Origin of the sequence: Mycobacterium sp. ACS1612 (assembly GCF_001667505.1) — a bacterium.
Taxonomy (GTDB): domain Bacteria; phylum Actinomycetota; class Actinomycetes; order Mycobacteriales; family Mycobacteriaceae; genus Mycobacterium.
This window is the reverse complement of record NZ_LZHZ01000055.1, coordinates 1-18,766: the sequence shown is the minus strand read 5'-3', so window position 1 is coordinate 18,766 and position 18,766 is coordinate 1. Positions and strand designations below refer to the sequence as shown.

18 protein-coding genes are annotated in these 18,766 nt (G+C 65.7%); 12 read left to right on the top strand and 6 right to left on the bottom strand.

Annotated elements, in window-relative coordinates; genetic code table 11:
* The first annotated feature begins 188 nt into the window (after positions 1-188).
* The 10 genes from A5724_RS22370 to A5724_RS33880 all read left to right on the top strand — a co-directional run bounded on the left by A5724_RS22370 (position 189) and on the right by A5724_RS33880 (position 9,628).
* Positions 189-692: a nuclear transport factor 2 family protein gene (locus A5724_RS22370; RefSeq protein ID WP_156752409.1), complete on the top strand. Its 504-nt coding sequence runs from the start codon at positions 189-191 to the stop codon at positions 690-692.
* A gap of 2 nt (positions 693-694) precedes the next feature.
* Positions 695-1,795: an enolase C-terminal domain-like protein gene (locus A5724_RS22365; RefSeq protein ID WP_197518755.1), complete on the top strand. Its 1,101-nt coding sequence runs from the start codon at positions 695-697 to the stop codon at positions 1,793-1,795.
* A 33-nt stretch (positions 1,796-1,828) separates the two neighbouring features.
* Positions 1,829-3,424, top strand: coding sequence for a benzoylformate decarboxylase (gene mdlC, locus A5724_RS22360; RefSeq protein ID WP_067807430.1), 1,596 nt, complete (start codon positions 1,829-1,831; stop codon positions 3,422-3,424).
* A 22-nt stretch (positions 3,425-3,446) separates the two neighbouring features.
* The gene (locus A5724_RS22355; RefSeq protein WP_067807427.1) at positions 3,447-4,460 is read left to right on the top strand and encodes a zinc-dependent alcohol dehydrogenase family protein; all 1,014 of its coding nucleotides are present in this window, start codon (positions 3,447-3,449) and stop codon (positions 4,458-4,460) included.
* Complete coding sequence (locus A5724_RS22350) at positions 4,457-5,521, top strand: SMP-30/gluconolactonase/LRE family protein (protein WP_067807337.1); 1,065 nt, start codon at positions 4,457-4,459, stop codon at positions 5,519-5,521. Before A5724_RS22355 ends, A5724_RS22350 begins: the two co-directional genes overlap by 4 nt.
* Positions 5,518-6,750, top strand: coding sequence for an LVIVD repeat-containing protein (locus tag A5724_RS22345; RefSeq protein ID WP_067807333.1), 1,233 nt, complete (start codon positions 5,518-5,520; stop codon positions 6,748-6,750). The genes A5724_RS22350 and A5724_RS22345 overlap by 4 nt, the downstream gene beginning before the upstream one ends.
* A gap of 19 nt (positions 6,751-6,769) precedes the next feature.
* Positions 6,770-7,792 (top strand): NADPH:quinone reductase, encoded by a 1,023-nt coding sequence (locus A5724_RS22340; RefSeq protein ID WP_067807330.1) that lies wholly within the window; start codon positions 6,770-6,772, stop codon positions 7,790-7,792.
* Positions 7,789-8,508, top strand: a complete 720-nt coding sequence (locus A5724_RS22335; protein ID WP_067807326.1) for a glycine betaine ABC transporter substrate-binding protein — start codon at positions 7,789-7,791, stop codon at positions 8,506-8,508. The genes A5724_RS22340 and A5724_RS22335 overlap by 4 nt, the downstream gene beginning before the upstream one ends.
* Before the next feature lie 92 nt (positions 8,509-8,600).
* A complete protein-coding gene (locus A5724_RS22330) occupies positions 8,601-9,479 on the top strand; it encodes an alpha/beta hydrolase (protein WP_067807323.1) in 879 nt (292 codons plus the stop codon).
* An 11-nt stretch (positions 9,480-9,490) separates the two neighbouring features.
* Entirely contained in the window at positions 9,491-9,628 is a 138-nt protein-coding gene (locus A5724_RS33880) for a hypothetical protein (RefSeq protein ID WP_156752408.1), read from the top strand.
* Positions 9,629-9,683: 55 nt separating this feature from the next.
* Here the strand turns inward: A5724_RS33880 and A5724_RS22325 are convergent, their stop codons facing one another.
* The 3 genes from A5724_RS22325 to A5724_RS22315 form a co-directional block, all read right to left on the bottom strand.
* Positions 9,684-11,195: a carboxyl transferase domain-containing protein gene (locus A5724_RS22325; protein WP_067807320.1), complete on the bottom strand. Its 1,512-nt coding sequence runs from the start codon at positions 11,193-11,195 to the stop codon at positions 9,684-9,686.
* On the bottom strand, positions 11,192-12,397 hold the full coding sequence (locus A5724_RS22320; RefSeq protein ID WP_067807317.1) for a CaiB/BaiF CoA-transferase family protein: 1,206 nt from the start codon (positions 12,395-12,397) through the stop codon (positions 11,192-11,194). Before A5724_RS22320 ends, A5724_RS22325 begins: the two co-directional genes overlap by 4 nt.
* Before the next feature lie 181 nt (positions 12,398-12,578).
* Positions 12,579-13,940, bottom strand: coding sequence for an SLC13 family permease (locus tag A5724_RS22315; RefSeq protein ID WP_067807315.1), 1,362 nt, complete (start codon positions 13,938-13,940; stop codon positions 12,579-12,581).
* A 157-nt stretch (positions 13,941-14,097) separates the two neighbouring features.
* Here A5724_RS22315 and A5724_RS22310 point away from each other — a divergent pair, with 157 nt between their 5' ends.
* Positions 14,098-14,793: a FadR/GntR family transcriptional regulator gene (locus tag A5724_RS22310; RefSeq protein ID WP_067807312.1), complete on the top strand. Its 696-nt coding sequence runs from the start codon at positions 14,098-14,100 to the stop codon at positions 14,791-14,793.
* A gap of 33 nt (positions 14,794-14,826) precedes the next feature.
* Here the strand turns inward: A5724_RS22310 and A5724_RS22305 are convergent, their stop codons facing one another.
* The 3 genes from A5724_RS22305 to A5724_RS22295 are packed head-to-tail and all read right to left on the bottom strand — an operon-like array spanning position 14,827 to position 17,452.
* Complete coding sequence (locus tag A5724_RS22305) at positions 14,827-15,780, bottom strand: TIGR03564 family F420-dependent LLM class oxidoreductase (RefSeq protein WP_067807307.1); 954 nt, start codon at positions 15,778-15,780, stop codon at positions 14,827-14,829.
* A gap of 9 nt (positions 15,781-15,789) precedes the next feature.
* The gene (locus tag A5724_RS22300; RefSeq protein WP_067807302.1) at positions 15,790-16,533 is read right to left on the bottom strand and encodes a hypothetical protein; all 744 of its coding nucleotides are present in this window, start codon (positions 16,531-16,533) and stop codon (positions 15,790-15,792) included.
* A 1-nt stretch (position 16,534) separates the two neighbouring features.
* Positions 16,535-17,452, bottom strand: coding sequence for an NAD(P)-dependent oxidoreductase (locus A5724_RS22295; RefSeq protein WP_067807299.1), 918 nt, complete (start codon positions 17,450-17,452; stop codon positions 16,535-16,537).
* A 44-nt stretch (positions 17,453-17,496) separates the two neighbouring features.
* Here A5724_RS22295 and A5724_RS22290 point away from each other — a divergent pair, with 44 nt between their 5' ends.
* Positions 17,497-18,672: an acyl-CoA dehydrogenase family protein gene (locus A5724_RS22290; RefSeq protein ID WP_067807424.1), complete on the top strand. Its 1,176-nt coding sequence runs from the start codon at positions 17,497-17,499 to the stop codon at positions 18,670-18,672.
* The last annotated feature ends 94 nt before the right edge of the window (positions 18,673-18,766 follow it).

The window sequence follows — 18,766 nt, the reverse complement described above, 5'->3', positions numbered from 1 at the left end:
CCTTGACCTGCAATGGTTTCCGCCGGGTTACCAACGGTCCTTGCATGTCACCGGCCTTGGTTGGTTAGCCTCGCCGGGTTCACCCCGTCCATCGAGGAGCACCCGTGTCTGCAGCCAACCGCCGATTTTGTCCATTCATTGGACATTGGTTAGCGGACTCGGTGGGACGGTTCCTAGCTTCGGGCCCCATGAGTGAGGCCATGGAGGAGCTGTGGACGCGGCACACCCGGTACGAATTCGAATCGAAGGACGCCGATCTGGCGGTGTCGACGATGGTGCCTCATGCGCGGGTGATGCACCTACCGACGATGAGCGGGGCATCGGGGCGTGAGGCGTTGCGCGCCTACTACGCCGAGGTTTTCATTCCGGCCCAGCCACCGGACACCAACCTCGAACTCGTGCGGCGCTCGCTCGGCGACGACGTGCTCGTCGACGAATGCATCATGGAGTTCACCCACGACCGGGTGATGCCGCACCTTCTTCCCGGCGTCGCCCCGACCGGCTCGTCGCTGCAGATTCCCTTCGTCGTGGTGGTGACGTTCGAAGACTCGCTGATGCTCAGCGAAACCCTGTACTGGGATCAAGCCCAGGTGCTTCGGCAGGCCGGGTTGTCCGGTACCGAAAGAGATCTTCTGCCCCCGATAGCGGATATCACCGGCTATCTGCGCCAACTTCAGAGCGAAGGTGTCTGACCGTGGCTGACTCGCGAATGACACTGCAACGCAGTACGGTTCGAGCGGTCGTAGTACCGCTGCGGCATCCGATCATCGCCGCGATCGGGAGATTCGACCATTGGCCCTTGGTGCTTGTCGATGTGGAGTTGGCTGACGGAGTCATCGGCTCGAGCTACATCGCGCCGTATCGGGCCAAGTCTCTGCCGGTGGTCGTCGCCGAGCTACGCGATCTGCTCGACGGGCTCCATGGACGCGACATCGCACCCGGAGACGCCTTCGGCGAGGCGCTGACGTCGCTCAATGTCGTTGGCGTGGCCGGCGTCTCGACCATCGCGGTGTCCGCAATCGACATGGCGCTGTGGGATGCCCTGGCCAAGACCGCCGGTCTTCCGCTGGCCCAGCTTCTCGGCGGCTCGGTCGGTCCAGTGCGCGCATACAACAGCAACGGCCTCTGGCGCCATGAGGTCTCGACGCTAGCTACCGAGGCCAAGGCGTTGGTCGACGAGGGCGGGTTCACCGCGCTGAAGATGCGACTGGGCAACACGCACCTGCGCGACGACCTTGCGGCCATCGACGCGGTCCGACAGGGCATCGGGACCGATATCGACCTCATGGTGGACTTCAATCAGGCCCTCGGCCTCGGTGATGCGATTCGGCGTTGCCACGAACTCGACGAGCAGAACCTGTACTGGTTCGAGGAGCCCATCGCATACGACAACGTCCGTGGCTATTCACAACTCGCCCAGAAGGTTCGCACACCCCTGCAGGCAGGCGAAAACTACTACGGCGCACGTGATCTGCTGAACTTTTTGGACAGCGGCGGCGTTCACTACGCCATGGGTGACCTGATGCGGATCGGTGGCGTCACGGGTTGGATGCAGACGGCCGGAGTCGCGGCCGCGGCAGGCATCCAGTTCTCCAACCATCTGTATCCGGAATTCGCGGCGCACCTGCTTCGGGTCACGCCTACGGCGCACTGGCTGGAGTGGGTGGACTGGGCATGTCCGATCCTGGCCACCCCGCTGCAACCCGAGCGCGGCACGCTCACCGCTGTTGATCAGCCCGGCGCCGGGTTGGTGTGGGACGAGCGCGCCGTCAAGAAGTACACCGTCGAGAACTGACAACCCATTCCAGACCACAGCCGAGAGGTGACCATGCATACCGTACGTGAAGCTTTTTTCGAGATCGCGCGCCAACTGGGGCTCACGACCATGTTCGGCAACCCGGGTTCGACCGAAGAACCCTTCCTCAAAGATTTTCCAACCGATTTCCGCTATGTGCTGGCCCTGCAGGAGGCGCCCGCCGTGGCCATGGCCGACGCCTACGCGCAGCGCACCGGGCGTGCGGCGCTGGTGAACCTGCACACCGCAGCAGGAATGGGCAACGCGGTGGGAAACATCGAAAGCGCGTGGTACAACCGTGCGCCGCTGATCATCACCGCCGGTCAGCAGACCCGCGAAATGCTGCTGCTGGAACCGTATCTGACCAACGTCAAGCCCGAGGTCGTACCTCAGCCGTACATCAAGTGGGCCTATCAGCCGGCCCGCGCCGAAGACCTTCCCGCGGCCTTGATGCGTGCGTATGCCACAGCAGTGCTGCCGCCGGCCGGGCCAGTGTTCCTCTCGATCCCGATGGACGACGGCGACCAACCCTGCCCCCGACTTCCGCTGCTGCGCACAGTGAGTCGACGGCTGTCCGCCGACGTCGACGCGTTGGGGGACGTGATCGCTGCGCTCGAGTCGGCCCACTCACCGGTTCTGGTCATCGGCGGTGCCGTGGATCAGGTCGGCGGCTGGGACGACGCCGTGGCTTTGGCCGAGAAGCTGCGATGCGATGTGTGGGCGGCACCCGAGGAAGGCAGGCCGGGCTTCCCTGAGACACATCCGCAGTATCGAGGCACGCTTCCTCCCGCGATCGGTCCACTGGCGCGGACATTGTCGGGCCACGACGTGATCGTCGTCATCGGAGCGCCGGTGTTCCGCTACTACCCGTACGTGCCCGGTGAGTACCTGCCCGAAGGCGCCGTGCTCTTCCACATCACCGACGATCCGGCCGAGGCGGCGCGCGCACCGGTCGGCACAGCGATCCTCGCCGACCCTGGTCGGTCCTGTGCGGTGATCGCTGACGCTGTGCCGCAGGCGAATCGAGCCCTGCCGTCGGCGCGGCCTGCTCCGGTGCCCGCCCTTGTCGACGACCGCATCACCCCGGAGTGGCTGTACCACACGATTCAGACGGTCCGCCCGGCCGACAGTGTCATCGTCCAGGAGTCGCTTTCCACCCTGCGTCAGTTGCGCCAGCAGATCCCGACCGATCAGCCGAAGTCGTTCTTCTCCATGTCCAGCGGCGTACTGGGCTACGGACTGCCCGCCGCGGTCGGCGTTGCCCTTGCCGAGCGCGACGAAGGCACCAACAGGAAGGTGATCTGCATCGTCGGTGACGGGGCGGCCAACTACGTGATCCAGAGCATCTGGACCGCCACGCAACACGATCTGCCCATCCTGTTCATCGTCGTGCGCAACGGCGCCTACAACATTCTGAAATCCTTCGCGCACCTTCTCGAAACTCCGCGGGTGCCGGGCCTCAACCTACCGGACCTCGACTTTCAGGGGTTGGCCCAGGGTTATGGGTGCACCAGTGAACGGGTCACCTCGGCCGACGCCCTGCACGAAGTGATCAAGCGGGGAATCGACGCTGATCGCCCTCACCTGGTCGAGGTGGCGGTCGATGCGACGGTCCCACCGCTGATCTAGCCACACGACCGTGATGATGCCCATGCGCGCAGCAGTTCTCACCGAATTCGGTGCACCACTTCAGATCCTCGAGCTAGAGGTGCCGCCGCCCGGGCCGGGACAGGTGCTGGTCCGGGTGATGGCAAGCGGAGTCAACCCGCTCGACACGAAGATACGGCGCGGACAGGCGGCGCACGCACAGACGGTGCCGCCCGCAGTGCTCGGAATCGACATGGCCGGTGTGGTGGAATCGGTGGGTGACGGTGTCGATGCTTTCCGGCCTGGGGACGAAGTCTTCGGGATGGCCGGCGGCGTCGGTGGCATCCAGGGCTCGCTGGCCGAGTTCGCCGCCGTCGACTGCCGTTTGCTCGCGCCGAAACCGCGCACACTTTCCATGAAAGAGGCGGCCGCGCTGCCGTTGGCGTTCATCACCGCCAGGGAGGCGCTCGTCGGGCACGCGCACATCCGTGATGGCGCCTCGGTGCTCGTGCACGGTGGGGCGGGCGGTGTCGGTCACGTCGCCATCCAGCTCGCCCGCTACCGGGGTGCGAATGTCTTCGCCACCGGCGGTGCGGCGAGTCAGGAGATCATCACCGCGGCGGGTGCGACAGCGATCGACTACACCACGACGACGGTGGCCGAGTACGTCGAGAAGCATTCGGCAGGTGACGGTTTCGATGTGGTGTTCGACACCGTCGGCGGGTCCACGCTGGACGACTCGTTCGCCGCCGTCAAGCCCTACACCGGTCATGTGGTGAGTGCGCTCGGCTGGGGCACGCACAGCCTGGCACCGCTGTCATTCCGCGCGGCCACGTACTCGGGTGTGTTCACGCTGCTGCCGCTGCTGAGCGGACAGCACAGGGACAGGCACGGGCGCGCCCTTCGATTGGCGGCCGAGATGGCCGACTCCGGTCGGTTGGTGCCCCGACTGGACGGCGCGACGTACACGTTCGAGAACCTCGACGAGGCCTACGCCGCCGTCGAAAACCACACCGCCACCGGGAAAGTCGTTGTCCAGATCGCGTCCGGCGATACAACAGGAAAGAAGCACTCATGAATTCACCGAAGCCGCTCGGCAGCGACGTCCAACCCGAATACGAAGTGGTGGCCGAGATCACCGACCTGATGCCGACAGGTGTCACGGTCAGCGACGACGGACGCGTGTTCGTCTCATTCCCGCGCTGGGGCGACGAGGTCCCGTACACCGTCGCCGAGATCGTCGACGGCACGGCCGCCGCATATCCGAACATCGAGGTGAACAGGTGGGCAGGGGCGGCACCGCGGGATCGGCTCATCTCGGTGCAGAGCGTGATCGTCGACCCGGACGGCTACCTGTGGCTGCTGGACACCGGCGCACCGTCGTTCGCACCGTACGTGGCCGGGGGCGGACCCAAGCTGGTCCGGGTCGATCTGAACCGCAACGAGATCGACCGTGTGCTTCCGATCGATGACGCGGCGATGACGCCGACGACGTATCTGAACGACGTCCGGTTCGACTTCAGCCGCGGCAGGTACGCCTACATCACCGACTCGCAGCCCACCGGTGCCCTCATCGTCGTCGACCTCGACACCGGGCAGTCCTGGGACCGCCTCCGCGGCCGCCGGACCACCCAGGCGGAGGACCAGTTTCGGGCCGTGGTCGAAGGTTTGGTGCGCGGTCAGTACCGCGTTGGCGCCGACGGCATCGCGATCAGCGCCGACGGTGCCCGGCTGTTCTACTGCCCGCTGTCCTCACGCCGGCTCTACAGCGTCGACACCGCCGCGCTGCGCGACCGCGACATGCCCGACGACCTTGTCGCGCAGACAGTCCTCGACCACGGTGACAAATGCGCGTCCGATGGCCTCGAATCAGACGCTGCCGGAAACCTTTACGCCACCGCCTACGAGCACGGCGCAGTGTTGCGCAGCAGCGCGGCGGGCGAGTGGACCACGGTGCTGCAGGCAAGAGAGCTGTTGTGGCCCGACACCTTGGCCATCGCCGCCGACGGGCAGTTGTACGTCAGCGTCAACCAGTTGCCGCGTCTGCCTCTGTTCAATCACGGAGCCGACGACCGGATACCTCCCTACCTGATCATCCGGGTCGACATCGGCGCGCAACCGATCCGGCTCAAGCCGTGAGCGGCACCGAACCCGAGTTGGCCGATGAGTTCACCGCGATAGCGCACAGTGATCAAGGCGGCAGGCCCGATGCGATGCAGTTGCAGTATTGGAACGAGCACGTCTACGTCGGGCACCTGTTCAGCGGTGGCTTCAGCGCGATCGACGTCAGCGATCTGCGTGCGCCGAAACCCGTTGTCTTCGAGCCCGCGCCGCCCAACACGTGGAACATCCACCTGCAGGCAGCAGACGATCTGCTTCTTGTCATCCACGCCAAGGACTTGTGGAAGCAATTCGACACAGAGGCCAACTATTACAGCGGCTCGCTGGGCGCCCGGCTCGGCGGAAGCGAGCAGAACTGGTCGGCGGGGGTGGCGGTCTACGACATCGCGGCGCCGTCGGCTCCACGCCGCATCGGCTTCCTGCCGATCGACGGCGTCGGCGCGCACCGGTTGTGGTACAGCGGCGGACGCTATGCGTACGCATCGGTGCTGCCAACCGGATTCAGCGACTACATCTTCGCGGTGATCGATCTGGCCGACCCCACACAGCCGGTCATCGTCGGAAACCACTGGCTGCCAGGCATGAACACAGCCGCAGGCGAGAAACCGACGTGGGACACCACTCGATGGCGGTACGCGTTGCACCACGCGATCAGCGCGGGCGACACCGCGTACTCGTCGTGGCGCGACGGTGGGCTGGCGCTGCTGGACATCAGCGACCGAGCCAACCCGCGGTCAATCGTGCACCGCAACTGGTCGCCGCCGTTCGGCGGGGGTACCCATACTTCGTTGCCACTTCCGGAACGTGACCTGCTCATCGTCGCCGACGAAGCCACCGCCGACGAGCTGGCCGACGGCCTGAAACACGTCTGGGTCTTCGACATCCGGGAGCCGTCGAACCCGATCAGCATCTCGACGTTTCCGACTCCGGCCGAACGGCCCTACGCGTGTAAGGGGCGCCATTTCGGCCCGCACAATCTGCACGAGAACCGGCCGGGCAGCTTCGTGTCCGACACCATCATCTTCGCGACGTACCAGAACGCGGGCCTGCGCGCTTTCAACATCAGCAATCCGTTCGCTCCCCGCCAGATCGGGGCATTCGTGCCCGGGCCGCCGGATCGTCTCATCGACCCGAGGCCAGGCGGCCGGCAAGTCATCCAGACGGCCGACGTCTACGTGCGCAGCGACGGGATCGCGTTCACCACCGACTACAACCGTGGACTCGACATCGTCGAATTTCACGGCTGATCAACAGAACAGGAACCCGATGAAGTCAATCGTCTACACGCGCACCGGAGATCCGTCGGTGCTGACACTCGTGGAGCGGCCTGTGCCCCTGGTAGGCGCAGGCGAGGTCAGGGTGAAAATGGTTGTCTCCGGCGTCAACCCGACCGACTGGAAGGCACGACAAGCTCCCAACGGGACCGTCGCCGCCGGCGGGCAGGTGCCCAACCAGGACGGTGCCGGCGTCGTCGACGCGGTCGGCGAGAGCGTGGCAGGGCTGAAAAGCGGTGACAGGGTGTGGGTTTGGGATGCTGCCTGGCAGAGAGCCGACGGCACCGCGCAGGAATATGTGTCCCTCCCGGCCGACCAGGTGGTTCTACTACCCGACAATGCCAGCTTCGACGTCGGCGCGTCGATGGGCATCCCGGCGCTGACCGCCCATCGCGCGCTCACCGCGCACCGGGGAGCACCGACGCAGTTGCAACCGGGCGCATTGAGCGGGTTGACCGTTCTGGTGGCGGGCGGGGCAGGCGCCGTCGGTCATGCCGCGATTCAACTCGCGGCGTGGGCCGGTGCGGCCGTGGTGACCACGGTCAGCAGTGACGAGAAGGCCCAGTTGTGTCGGGCCGCGGGAGCACACCAGATCATCAACTACCGTCGCCAGGACGTCACCAGCGAACTGCTTCGCCACCATCCCGAAGGCGCCGACATCATCGTCGAGGTGAATCTGCGCGCCAACGTCGCCGACGACTTGGCGGTGATTGCCAACGGCGGCGTCATCACCGTCTACGCCTCTGACGAGCAGGATGCGGTTTCCGTCCCGACCAGGGCCGCCATGACCAAAAACGCCCGCCTGCAGTACATGCTGACCTACCTCACCGAACACGACGAGAAGATGGCCTCGGTGCGGGCGGTGAACGCAGCGATCGCCGACGGCGCCATGGAGGTGGGCGAACAGGCGGGGTTGCCGTTGCACCGCTTCCCGCTGGAACGCACCGCCGACGCGCACCGCGCGTCCGAATCCGGCGTGGTCGGCAAGGTTCTCATCGACGTGGCGACGGTATGACAAGCCGCATCCGCGTCGGTCACATCGACTTGAGCTTTCACGATGCCGCCGCGCGGGAAGTCGAGCGGATCCTCATCGGCCACGGACACGACATCGAACGCTCGGCGGCGCCGCACGAGGAGATGTTCCTGCGCATGAGCGACGGCGAGGTCGACGTGCTCGTGTCGGCGTGGCTGCCGAGTAGCCATGGCGCCTACCTCGCTCCGTTCGCCGACCAGGTGCGCAACGTCGCCGTCTTGTACGAGCCGTACTGCCTCTGGGGCGTGCCCGACTACGTTCCCGAGGACGCCGTTCGAGGGGTCGCCGACCTGTTGGCAGAACCGGCGTTGACCCGGATGGAGCGACTGATACAGGGCATCAATCCGGGCGCCGGCATCAGCCGCTTCTCTGCGGACATCATCGACCAGTACGGTCTCGGTACAGCAGGATACGAATTCCGTACGGGCACAGAAGAACAGTGCTTCGGCCGGTTCGTCGACGCCGTCGCGCAACAGCGGTGGGTGGTGATACCGCTCTGGCAGCCGCAATGGCTGCACCATCGCTACCGGATACGCGAACTCGACGAGCCCAAGGGGCTGCTCGGCGGCACCGACGAGGCCACCTTGATCGTCCGTAGGGACGCCGAGGCGCGGATCGGCGATGGCGCCCTTTCTGAACTGGCCACGCTGCATCTGGGCAACGCACGGGTCAGCGAATTGGACGACCTGCTTCAGTAGGTGCCGCAGATCACCACCTGAAATGGTGGTCGTACCCCCATTTTGCCGATATGGTTTGAAGTGGCGGTGCAACTACCGTTTCTGGAGGTGTGATGAACACACGGCGAGTGACGTTCGATTCGTCGGGCGGCGTCCTCATAGGGAACATGTACCTGCCCACCGATCTGAGCGGCGCGCGGCGACCGGCAGTCGTCGTGGCAGGGGCGTGGGCGACGGTCAAGGAACAGATGGCCGCCGGCTACGCCCGCGAGATGGCCGACCGCGGCCTGATCGCGCTGACGTTCGACTTCCGCAGTTGGGGTGAGAGCGGTGGGCAGCCGAGATCGATGGAGGACCCGCACGCGAAGAGCGCCGACATCGTCGCTGCGGCGGAGTTCCTCGCAGCCCATCCCGCTGTCGATCCCGACGCGATCGCCGGGTTGGGGATCTGTGCAGGCAGTAGCTACATGGTGGCCGCGGCGACCCGGACGCCGCTGCTCGTGTCGCTGGCCTTGATCGCTCCCGCGTTGCCGACGCGCAACGACGTCAGTGAAAACCTCGGCGGCGAACAGGGGATGGCAGCGCTCATCCACGCCGCGGATGAGGCACTCGCGGAGTACCAGCGCAGCGGCCGGCAGGCGCTGGTACCGGCCGTCCCGCTGGATCAGGCCGATCCCGCACCTGGCGAGGACTACTACACCAACCCCGAGCGCGGCTTGATTCCGCAGTGGGACAACACCTTCAACCTGGCGTCGTGGGCGAGTTGGATCCCCTTCGACGTCCATGCTCTGGCCCCCGCGTTGACTCAACCGCTGCTCGTGGTGCACAGCGAAGATGCGGTCAACCCCGGCAGCGTTCGCCGATTCGTGAACGCGGTGTCCGGTCCCGTCGACCAGCTATGGCTCGACGGAGCAACCCAATTCGATTTCTACGACCAGCCGGGACCGATGACGGCGGCATCCGACGCCGCGGTGGTTCACTTCAAGCGTTAGGTAAACCCGCCATGGAACTGCTCGACCTACTCGAGACGTCTGAAGTCGTCACCATCGGCACAGCGACTGCAAACGGCAAGGTCATCACGACACCGGTCGGTGTCGTCGTCGTTGGCGACGCCGCGGTGCGCTGCGCTCGTTCATCCTGAGACCCCTGCTGTGGCGGACCAAGCAGCACCTCGTGAGGATCACTCCGGTGTCGGACTATCCGACCGCGGCCAACACGGAATCGGGCTGACCGATCCGATCGAACCGGTCGACACGGTCGGCAAGCCTGCGCGCGGCGTCGACGTTGCGGAGCGTAGCCAGTTCGTCGCGCAGCACCGCCCCGACGCGCAGGCAGAACTGTTCGGGCTCCGCTGCGGCCGTTGGATATTCGGGGATAACCCGGTCGACGACGCCGTGCGCCAGTAGATCCGCGGATCGGATCCCTTGGCTGACCGCCATGTGCGGCGCGTGGTCGGTGTCGTGAAACAGGATCGCGCTGGCCCCCTCGGGCGGGAGCGGCGAAAGCCATCCGTGCTGCGCGGTGAGCATCCGGTCGGCGGGCACGAGCGCGAGTGCTCCGCCGCCGGTGCCCTGGCCGAGAAGTAATGAAACGGTCGGCACTTCGAGTGTCACCATGTCGGCGATGCACCGCGCGATCTCGCCGGCAAGGCCACCCTCTTCTGCCTCGCGGGACAGTGCGGCGCCCGCCGTGTCGATCACGGTGACCAGCGGCAGGTTCAGCTCCGCGGCCAATCGCATACCGCGTCGCGCCTGCCGCAGCGCCGCAGGACCCAGCGGTGCCTCAGGAGTCTGGCCGTGCCGGTCCTGACCCAGCAGGACGCATGTGTGGTCGCCGAATCGGGCGAGCGCGAGCAGCAGTCCCGGTTCGTTCTCGCCCTGCCCGGTTCCGTTGAGCATCAGGACATCGGAGCACGCGTGGTCGAGCAGTTCACGAACGCCGGGCCGCTCGCCGTGGCGGGAAGCCAACACCGACTCCCACGCGGGCACGTCCGACGAAGCCGGATGCACGGGCGTGCGCTGGATCATCTGGTGCGGCGCCGGCGTGATGAGCGTCAAGGCGCGGTCCACGATTCCGGCGAGGTCGTCCACGGACACCACGGCGTCGACAACGCCGCGCGCACAGAGGTTTTCCGACGTCTGCACGCCTGCGGGAAACGGCTCACCGAACAGCGCCTCGTACACCCGCGGGCCCAGAAAGCCGATCAACGCGCCCGGCTCGGCGAGGGTCACATGCCCGAGCGAGCCCCATGACGCGAACACCCCGCCCGTCGTCGGGTGCCGGAGGTAGACAAGATACGGCAGACCGGCTGCCTTGTGGTCTGTCACGGCCGCCGTGATCCGGACCATCTGCATGAACGCGGTCGTGCCCTCCTGCATGCGGGTGCCGCCTGACGTCGGCAGTGCGAGCAGGGGAAGGCCCTCGGCGGTGGCGCGGCGGATTGCCATGGTGAGTCGATGGCCAGCGGCCACGCCGATCGAGCCGCCGAGAAATCCGAACTCGCACACCAGCATCGCGACACGGTGGCCACGTACGGTCGCAGTGCCGGTGACGACCGCTTCGTCCAAGCCGGTTGCCGCCCGCGCACGCGCCAATTCGTCGGCGTACTCACCGTTCGCGGGCACGTCGGGCAGTGCGTCATCCCAGGACGTCCACGAACCGTCGTCGGTGACCGCGGCGACGATCTGCCGCGCGCTGTGCCGCGTCATCGGTGCTCCGCCGGCAGGGTCGCTGCAATGAGGTCGTTGTCGGCGCCGAGCACCGGGGGAGCGGTGTGGTGCCTGCGTGTCAGTTCGGTTCCGTCGGCCTCGAAAAACCGCAGCGGCGGGCCAGGCAACGTGATGTTACCCAACGTGGCGTGGTCGACGTCGATCAGCAGGCCCTGCGACTTGGTTTGTTCCCACTCGTAGACCTCGCGGATCGAGCGAATGCGCCCGGCGGGCACGCCGATTCGATCGAGCTTGGCGAGCAACTCGTCGGTGGTGTAGTAGCCGAACCGCGCCTGCACCATCTCGTTGACCTGCTTGCGGTTCGCTACTCGCTGCGGGTTCGACGCCATCTCTGGGGCATCTGGATCGAAGCCGAAGCCCGCGCAGAAACGTTTCCAGAGGCCTTCGCTTCCGACTGCGATCTGCACTGCGCCGTCGGCGGTTTCGAACAGGCCGTAGGGGCAGATCGAGGGGTGGTGGTTGCCGGTCGCTTCGCCGACCTCGCCCGTCACCGTCCACTTCGTGCCCTGGAATGCGTGCACCCCGACCACCGCGGCGAGCAGAGAGGCGCGCACCACCTGACCGCGGCCGGTCCGTTCGCGTTCGTGCAGTGCTGCCAGCACACCGAATGCGCCGTACATGCCGGCCAACAAGTCGGCGATCGGTACCCCGACTCGTTGCATATCCGTTGGGGCGGCGCCGGTTACCGACATCAAGCCTGCCTCACCCTGGGCGATCTGGTCATAACCTGAGCGATCCGCTTCTGGGCCGTCATGGCCGAAGCCGCTGATGGACAGCACGACCAACCGCGGATTGAGTTCTGCCAGCTGCTGCTGTGAAAAGCCAAGGCGGTCGAGCACTCCGGGCCGGAAGTTCTCCATGAGCACATCGGCACGGCTGATCAGCGTCGTCAATGCGCGCTTGTCGATGTCATCCTTGAGGTCGAGCGTGACCGACTTCTTGTTCCGGTTCGCGCTGAGGAAGTAGGTGGACTCCCGGTCGCCGTCCGCCGGATCGACGAAGGGCGGGCCCCAGCCGCGGGTGTCGTCGCCGCCGTGCGGGTTCTCCACCTTGATCACCTCGGCGCCGAGATCGCCGAGCATCATCGCCGCATGCGGCCCGGCCAGGGCACGAGTCAGATCGACCACCACCAGTCCGGCGAGGGGGCCGGCGGTTCCGTTCGAAGGAAGTGTCGATGTCATGGGGGACCACCTTCGGCCTAGTGACTAAGTGAGCTAGTGGACTAGCCAATTCAGAAAACCACGCGCTGACCTGGGAGTCAAGGTTTTCGGCAGGCCGGTTCTGTGACCTGGATCTCACCAAAACAGAGGCGGCGGCCTACTGGTCGCAGTAAGCCGCCGCCGTCGGAAATCCGCTGGGAATCTACAGCCAGCCGGGCAGCACCAGCGCGGCCCATGCCAGCAATGGCCCGATCAGCACGACGAGCATGCTGTATTTGAGGATCTGCTTGTAGAACTTGTCGCGGTCGACATCCTGCGCGTTGGCCAGTACCAAGGCACCGTTGGTCGAGAACGGGCTGACGTCGACGATGGTCGATGAAATCGCCAGCGCGACAACGACTCCGATGGCGCTGACCTCGCCGGCCAACAGCAGCGGCACAGCCAGCGGGATGGTGGCGCCGAGGATGGCCGTCGACGAGGCGAAGGCCGACACGATGCCGCCGACGTAGCACAGCAGCAGCGCCACCAGCAGAGGCATACCGAGTTTGGCGACACCGTTGCCGACCCACTCGACGCTGCCTGCTTCCTGCAGCACGCCGACGAAGGTCAACACGCCGCCGATCAAAAGCACGGTGGACCAACTGATTTGCGACACCGCTCCCTTCTGGGCCTTGGGGGAGGCCAGCGCCAGGACGGCGGCGACGGTCATCGACACGAAGCCGATGTCGAGATCGAGGACGAGCGAGAACAATGCGAGCGCGCCGAGTCCGATCAGCGTGAGCACCTGGTCGTAGGTGATCGACTTGGTCGGCAGCGGTTTGACAGCCACGCGGGGTTCGGTCTCGGTCACCACGAGGGTCGCCGTGCCGCCGGTTCCGTTGCCGGTTGGGGGTGTGGTGGCGCCGACGCCGCCGGTGACGCCGTCGATCGAGTCGTCGTGGTCGTCGTGCACGGTCCGTCCCATCAGCTTGCGGCCGCCGAGGAAGACGAACAGCAGCACACCGATCGCCGCGTTGAACAGTAGGCTGCCGAGGAACAGCGCCACTGGGCTGTTCATCAACTGGGCCTTGGCCACGATGTTGTTGACGGTGACGCCGTAGACGCTGATCGGCGAGAAACCGCCGGCCTGCGCGCCGTGAATGACCATCATGCCCATCAGCAGCGCGTTGATCCGGTATTGCTTGGCGAACCCGAGCGCGATCGGAGCGATGATCGCGACCGCGGCGGGGCCGAGGGCGCCCAGCGCGGTGAGCACGCCGGTGATCCCGAACATCACCCAGGGGATGAACGCGACCCGCCCTCGTACCAGGCGTACGGCGCCTCTGACCATCAAGTCGACCGTCCCGTTGTTCTGCGCGATCGCGAACAGGTACGTGACGCCGACGAGCGTCAGAAAGAGTTCGCTGGGAAATCCCGCGATGATGTCGTCGGTCTTCATTCCGACGGCGAGCGTTCCCACCAGGAACGCGGCGACGAATCCCAGCGTGCCCATGTTGATCGGCAGCAGTGTGGCCGCGACGAACATCGCGATGAGAGCCAGGATCGGTATGAGTTCGAGCGGCATCGGCGTCTCCGGGTTTCCGTAGGTCTAATGACCTAGTGGAGTATTGGCCTAGCCAGTAAAGCAGTGACCGTCATCACTGTCAATACGCATTGTGACCCGCTACACCCGGGAACCGCACTTCGAATGAGTATGGTTGGAGCAGAGAGTAGGTGAGTCAGTGGTTGAGCAACTTAGACCTGTCACACGTCCCCGACTGTATGAAGTGATCGTCGAGCAACTGTGCGCGTACATCGCTGACAACGAGATGACACCGGGTGATCGGTTGCCCGCCGAGCGGGACTTGGCCGCCAAGCTGGGGGTCAGTCGCGCCTCGTTGAGCCAGGCGCTGGTCGCCCTCGAAGTGCAGGGTGTGCTGTCGGTGCGGCACGGCGACGGGGCGATCCTGGTGCGCCGCCCGACCGAGGAGCGCGCCGTCAAGGCCTTGCGGGAACACGCCGACCGGATACCCGACATCATCGAAGCCCGCGAAGCGCTCGAGGTGAAGTTGGCCGGACTCGCCGCCGCCCGTCGAAGCGATGCCGAGATGGCAGCCATCGACGCCGCGATCGCGAAAATGGAGGAGGAGGTTCAGACGGGGGACCGCGGTGTCGTGGGCGACGAGATGTTCCACGAGGCCATCACCACCGCGGCGCATTCCTCACTCCTGGCCAAGCTGATGCACGAGATCTCGGGCCTGATAAGGGAAACGCGCATCGAATCGCTTTCGCAGGAAGACCGTCCGCGGGCGTCGCTGGAGGGCCACCGGCGCATCGCCGACGCGGTGCGTAAACAGGACGCGCAGGCGGCATCGAAGGCGATGGCCGATCACATCCGGATGGTGTCCGACGTAGCCCTGCTGCGCCAAGCCGACTGAGATTCAGCCGACCTCCAGCTCGCATGCGAAGCATCAATCAAAGGCGAGTGATGCGAGGAAGTCCTGGGTGCGTCGCCGTGATCGGGTGCGCGCCGTTGCATCACCGCCGAGTGGGACCACGCGCGCAGCGAGGTCGGTGACACCGGCGTCGCGGTAGCGTCGCAGGCGCGCGAGCACGGCGGTTTCGTCGCCCGCCGCCATGGTGTCGCCCACGTCGTCCGCGTCACCGTATTCGAGCAGGCGGACGTAATTCGGGGAGAAGTCGGCGTGGCCGAGCACCTCACTGGCGTATGCGCGGGCGTCGTCGACCTCGCCGGACGAGCAGAGTGCGACGGGAACTCCTGCGACAACGCGGGTTTCGATCTTGCCGGCGGCTGTCGCCGCTTCGAAGATTCGCGGCGCGACGTAATCGCCGATCGCCCGTTCGTCGGCCATCCACAAGATGGTGCCGCCCGTCCGTTCACCTGCGATCCGAAGCATGGTCGGGCCGAGCGCGGCTAAAAGAACCGGCATCGCGAATGAATCCGTCACGTCGATCGGGCTGTGCACGTGGAAGTTGTCGTTGTCCACCGCCACAATGCCCGGGCCCGCGAACGCGGCCGCCAGCACGTCGAGGCAGTCACGCACCAACCGCGCCGGCCGGTCATACGGCAATCCGAGTTGATCCGCGATGATCCAGTGGTGCGACGGGCCCAGGCCCAGGCGGAACCGGCCGGAGCAGGCGATCTGTGTCGTCAGCGCCTGCTGCGCCAGGATCAACGGATGGCGGGTCTGGATCGGAACGACCGCGGTGCCGATCTCGATACGCTCGGTGGCCTGACCGAGGAGCGCCACCGTGGTCAGCGCGTCGAGATAACCCGGCACCTGTGGGAACCAGAACGAAGCGAATCCCTGTGTTTCGGCCGTTTTGACGTCGTCGATCAGTCCGGCCACCCGGTCCGCGCGCGCCCGCTCCTTGTCGGAGCCGACCATCAAGCCGATCCGCATGCCGACCTCCTAGGGCACATAGCGGTCCCAGTCGTACGGCACGACCGGGTGGAATGGGGCGGCGAACAGCGGTTCGACGTTGGTGTTTTTCCATCGCTTTTCGAGCACCGGTCGCAACCGCTCGGCGGTGGCAACCGGGTCGTCGTCGAGGAAGCAATAGAAAATTGTCTGGCCCGCAGGGGCATTCGCCAACCTGGCGTCGACGGCTTGCGACGCAGCAGACCACACCCCAGCGACACCGTCAACGCCGGTCAGCCCCGCGGGTGTCGTCGCGTTCGTCTCCAACAGTAGATAGACGCCGCGTATCGGCCACCACGGCAGCACGTCGGCGCCGATCTTGATCCGGGCAGCTGAGACCTTGGATTGCACTTCATAGATGCCGCGTTCGACCGGCGGCAGCAGCGGCAATTTGCGCCCGGCGCCGATCAGCGCCTCGGCGAGGTCGAGGAAGCCGGTCATGCCGCGCTGATCGGTGAAGAAATACGTCATCACGTGATCGATGTCGTCGTACGGTTGCCGGCTCACTGCACGCGCGGAGCGGCAGGCGGGCGTCGACACCAACCGCAAAGAGGCGCGGACGGCGGACAACCGGTGCTGTTCTGGGCGGTGATCGAGGGTATGCCAGCGCAAGTACTCGGCGTCGGCGCCGTCGGGATGCCGCGTGGCCATCGAGACGAACAGAGTGGTGACATCCCCTGTGCCCGTGGCGAGGACATCGGTGAGTTCGTCCGACGGCGTGCCGGGTAGCTGCAAGTCAGTCGCCTTTCAGGCTGAGTTCGGGGTGGCGGGACTCGATCATGCGCCGGAAGCCGTCGCGCCAATGCACTTTGGTGCGGCCGAGCACGTCGTGCATATGGGTCACGTCAGGCCATAGCGGTGTGTGCGCGTCGGGGGTATACATGAAAACCGGCTGCACGCCGACGAGCTCACCCATGTAGGTGCAGTAGTCCTCGACGCTGACGGTTTCACTGCCAGCCCAGTTCACCACGATCGGCGGCGTGTCGGCGACCTCCATGGCGCGGATGCCGAGCTCGACGTAGTCGTCCTCGTAGATCGGGTTGTAGTTGTTGGGCTTGTCCGGGTAGAGCCGAATCGGCTTGCGGGCCAACATCATTTCCAGTCGGTCGGCAGGAGCGCCGCCCTCCGGCCCGTATGTGGAACAGATCCGGATGATGGTGAGCGGGATCCGGTGCTGTTTTGCGACCCAGGTGCAGACGGCTTCGGCGGCGACCTTGGAGAAGCTGTAATTCGCGCGCAGTGGCGCTCCCGGCGGATCGGACTCGCGCAACGGACGCTGTCCCTGATAGCCGTACACGGATCCGGTGGAACAGAACACGAAGCCTTTGGCGGCGCGGCAGTGGTAGAGCAGATCGCCGGATTTCTGCGCGTTGGTGTCCACACATGCCGTCCACTCACCCGCACCGACGTCGACTGCCGCGTGGAACACGTACGCGAAATCGTCGGGCAGCGACGAGAAACCGCCCGCGCTGAAATCCAGCGCCACCGGCTTGACGCCGACCGCGGCGAGCCGTTGCCGATCTGCTGGATCCCGCATCCTTGCGGCGCCCCAGACCTCATTGCGCCGCGCGAGCGCACGCGCGATCGGGAAGGCGATTTTCCCCGTCGCACCGGTGATGAGAATCTTCTCCGCCTCGAGCATCCGTTCAGTCATAGCGCACCGACGCGTAAATGTTAAGTACTTGATATGTTGGCGTGGTGCAACTGACGTTCGACGCCGAGGTCGAAGCGTTCCGGGCGGATTTCGGCAGATTCCTCGACGAGTACCTTCCGACCGAGGCTCAGGCCGCCGAACGGTCGCGCTCGACTGCGCATGTGCCGGCGTGGGCGCGCGACTGGCAACGACTGCAGTTCGACCACGGCTGGTTGTTACCGGGCAACCCGCCGGAGTTCGGCGGCCGAAACGCCGGTGTGCTGCAGCAGTTCGTCCATCGCGAGGAACTTGCCCGTCGGCGCATCTACCACTGCTTCAACCCGCAGGGCGTCGGGATCATCGCGGCCTCGCTGCTGTCGTTCGGAACCGATGAGCAGAAACAGAAGTGGGCCGTGCCGATCCTGCGGGCGGAGATGACGGCGGCGCTTGGCATGAGTGAACCTGCGGCGGGCTCCGATCTGGCCGGCCTGAGCACCAGGGCGGTGCTGGCCGGCGACCACTTCGTGGTCAACGGTCAGAAGGTCTGGACGTCGGGCGCCCACGACGCCGATGTGCTGCTGACGTTCGTGCGCACCGATCCGGATGCGCCGAAACACAAGGGAATCAGCGCGCTGCTGGTTCCCACCGATACACCGGGGGTGGAGCGCAGGCCGTTCGCCGCCGTATTCGACCCCGACAGCCTCGACTTCAACGAGGTGTTCTTCACCGAGGTGCGCGTTCCTGGACAGAACCTCGTCGGCCCACTGGGCGGCGGATGGAAGGTCGCCAACGGATCGCTCGGCCATGAGCGCACGATGATGTGGATGGCGTTCGCGAACCGGATGGGGCAGTTACTCGAGGACTATCGGCCGGTGGATGCGCTCGACCGCGACCGGTACGCGACGATCGCGATGGACTATCAAGCGCTACGACTGCTCGGGTCGGTGGCGCTTGGCCAGGCGGCGCGCGGCGAGCGCGACATCCCCGGCATCTCGGTGCTGAAACTGCTCGGGTCGGAGGCCGAACAGAACGCGTTTCGGCACGCGCTGGATGCCGCCGGCGTCGACGGTCTGCTCAGTCCCTCGCTCACCGCGCCGTACAACCCTTACAGCCCAGACCTTTTCACCGGGAGCTGGTTCACCCGCTACGTCAGCACCTATGCGGGCACGATCTCCGGCGGCACGTCAGAGATCCAGCGCAACATCATCGCGCAGCGTGTGCTGGGGTTGCCTGCGCGCTGATCTTGTCGCCGGGTAATTGTCTTGAGTCAAGAAGTTGGCAGGTTCGTGCTGTCGAGGTAGGCCTGCTTGGGGGTGCGGTCTTCCAGTGCTTGGT

Bases quoted from the DNA above. Each gene is read 5' to 3' on its own strand.
- A5724_RS22370 (WP_156752409.1), top strand. From the start codon at position 189: ATGAGTGAGGCCATGGAGGAGCTGTGGACGCGGCACACCCGGTACGAA.
- mdlC (WP_067807430.1), top strand. From the start codon at position 1,829: ATGCATACCGTACGTGAAGCTTTTTTCGAGATCGCGCGCCAACTGGGG.
- A5724_RS22355 (WP_067807427.1), top strand. From the start codon at position 3,447: ATGCGCGCAGCAGTTCTCACCGAATTCGGTGCACCACTTCAGATCCTC.
- A5724_RS22350 (WP_067807337.1), top strand. From the start codon at position 4,457: ATGAATTCACCGAAGCCGCTCGGCAGCGACGTCCAACCCGAATACGAA.
- A5724_RS22340 (WP_067807330.1), top strand. From the start codon at position 6,770: ATGAAGTCAATCGTCTACACGCGCACCGGAGATCCGTCGGTGCTGACA.
- A5724_RS22335 (WP_067807326.1), top strand. From the start codon at position 7,789: ATGACAAGCCGCATCCGCGTCGGTCACATCGACTTGAGCTTTCACGAT.
- A5724_RS22330 (WP_067807323.1), top strand. From the start codon at position 8,601: ATGAACACACGGCGAGTGACGTTCGATTCGTCGGGCGGCGTCCTCATA.
- A5724_RS33880 (WP_156752408.1), top strand. From the start codon at position 9,491: ATGGAACTGCTCGACCTACTCGAGACGTCTGAAGTCGTCACCATCGGC.
- A5724_RS22325 (WP_067807320.1), bottom strand. From the start codon at position 11,195: ATGACGCGGCACAGCGCGCGGCAGATCGTCGCCGCGGTCACCGACGAC.
- A5724_RS22320 (WP_067807317.1), bottom strand. From the start codon at position 12,397: ATGACATCGACACTTCCTTCGAACGGAACCGCCGGCCCCCTCGCCGGA.
- A5724_RS22315 (WP_067807315.1), bottom strand. From the start codon at position 13,940: ATGCCGCTCGAACTCATACCGATCCTGGCTCTCATCGCGATGTTCGTC.
- A5724_RS22305 (WP_067807307.1), bottom strand. From the start codon at position 15,780: ATGCGGATCGGCTTGATGGTCGGCTCCGACAAGGAGCGGGCGCGCGCG.
- A5724_RS22295 (WP_067807299.1), bottom strand. From the start codon at position 17,452: ATGACTGAACGGATGCTCGAGGCGGAGAAGATTCTCATCACCGGTGCG.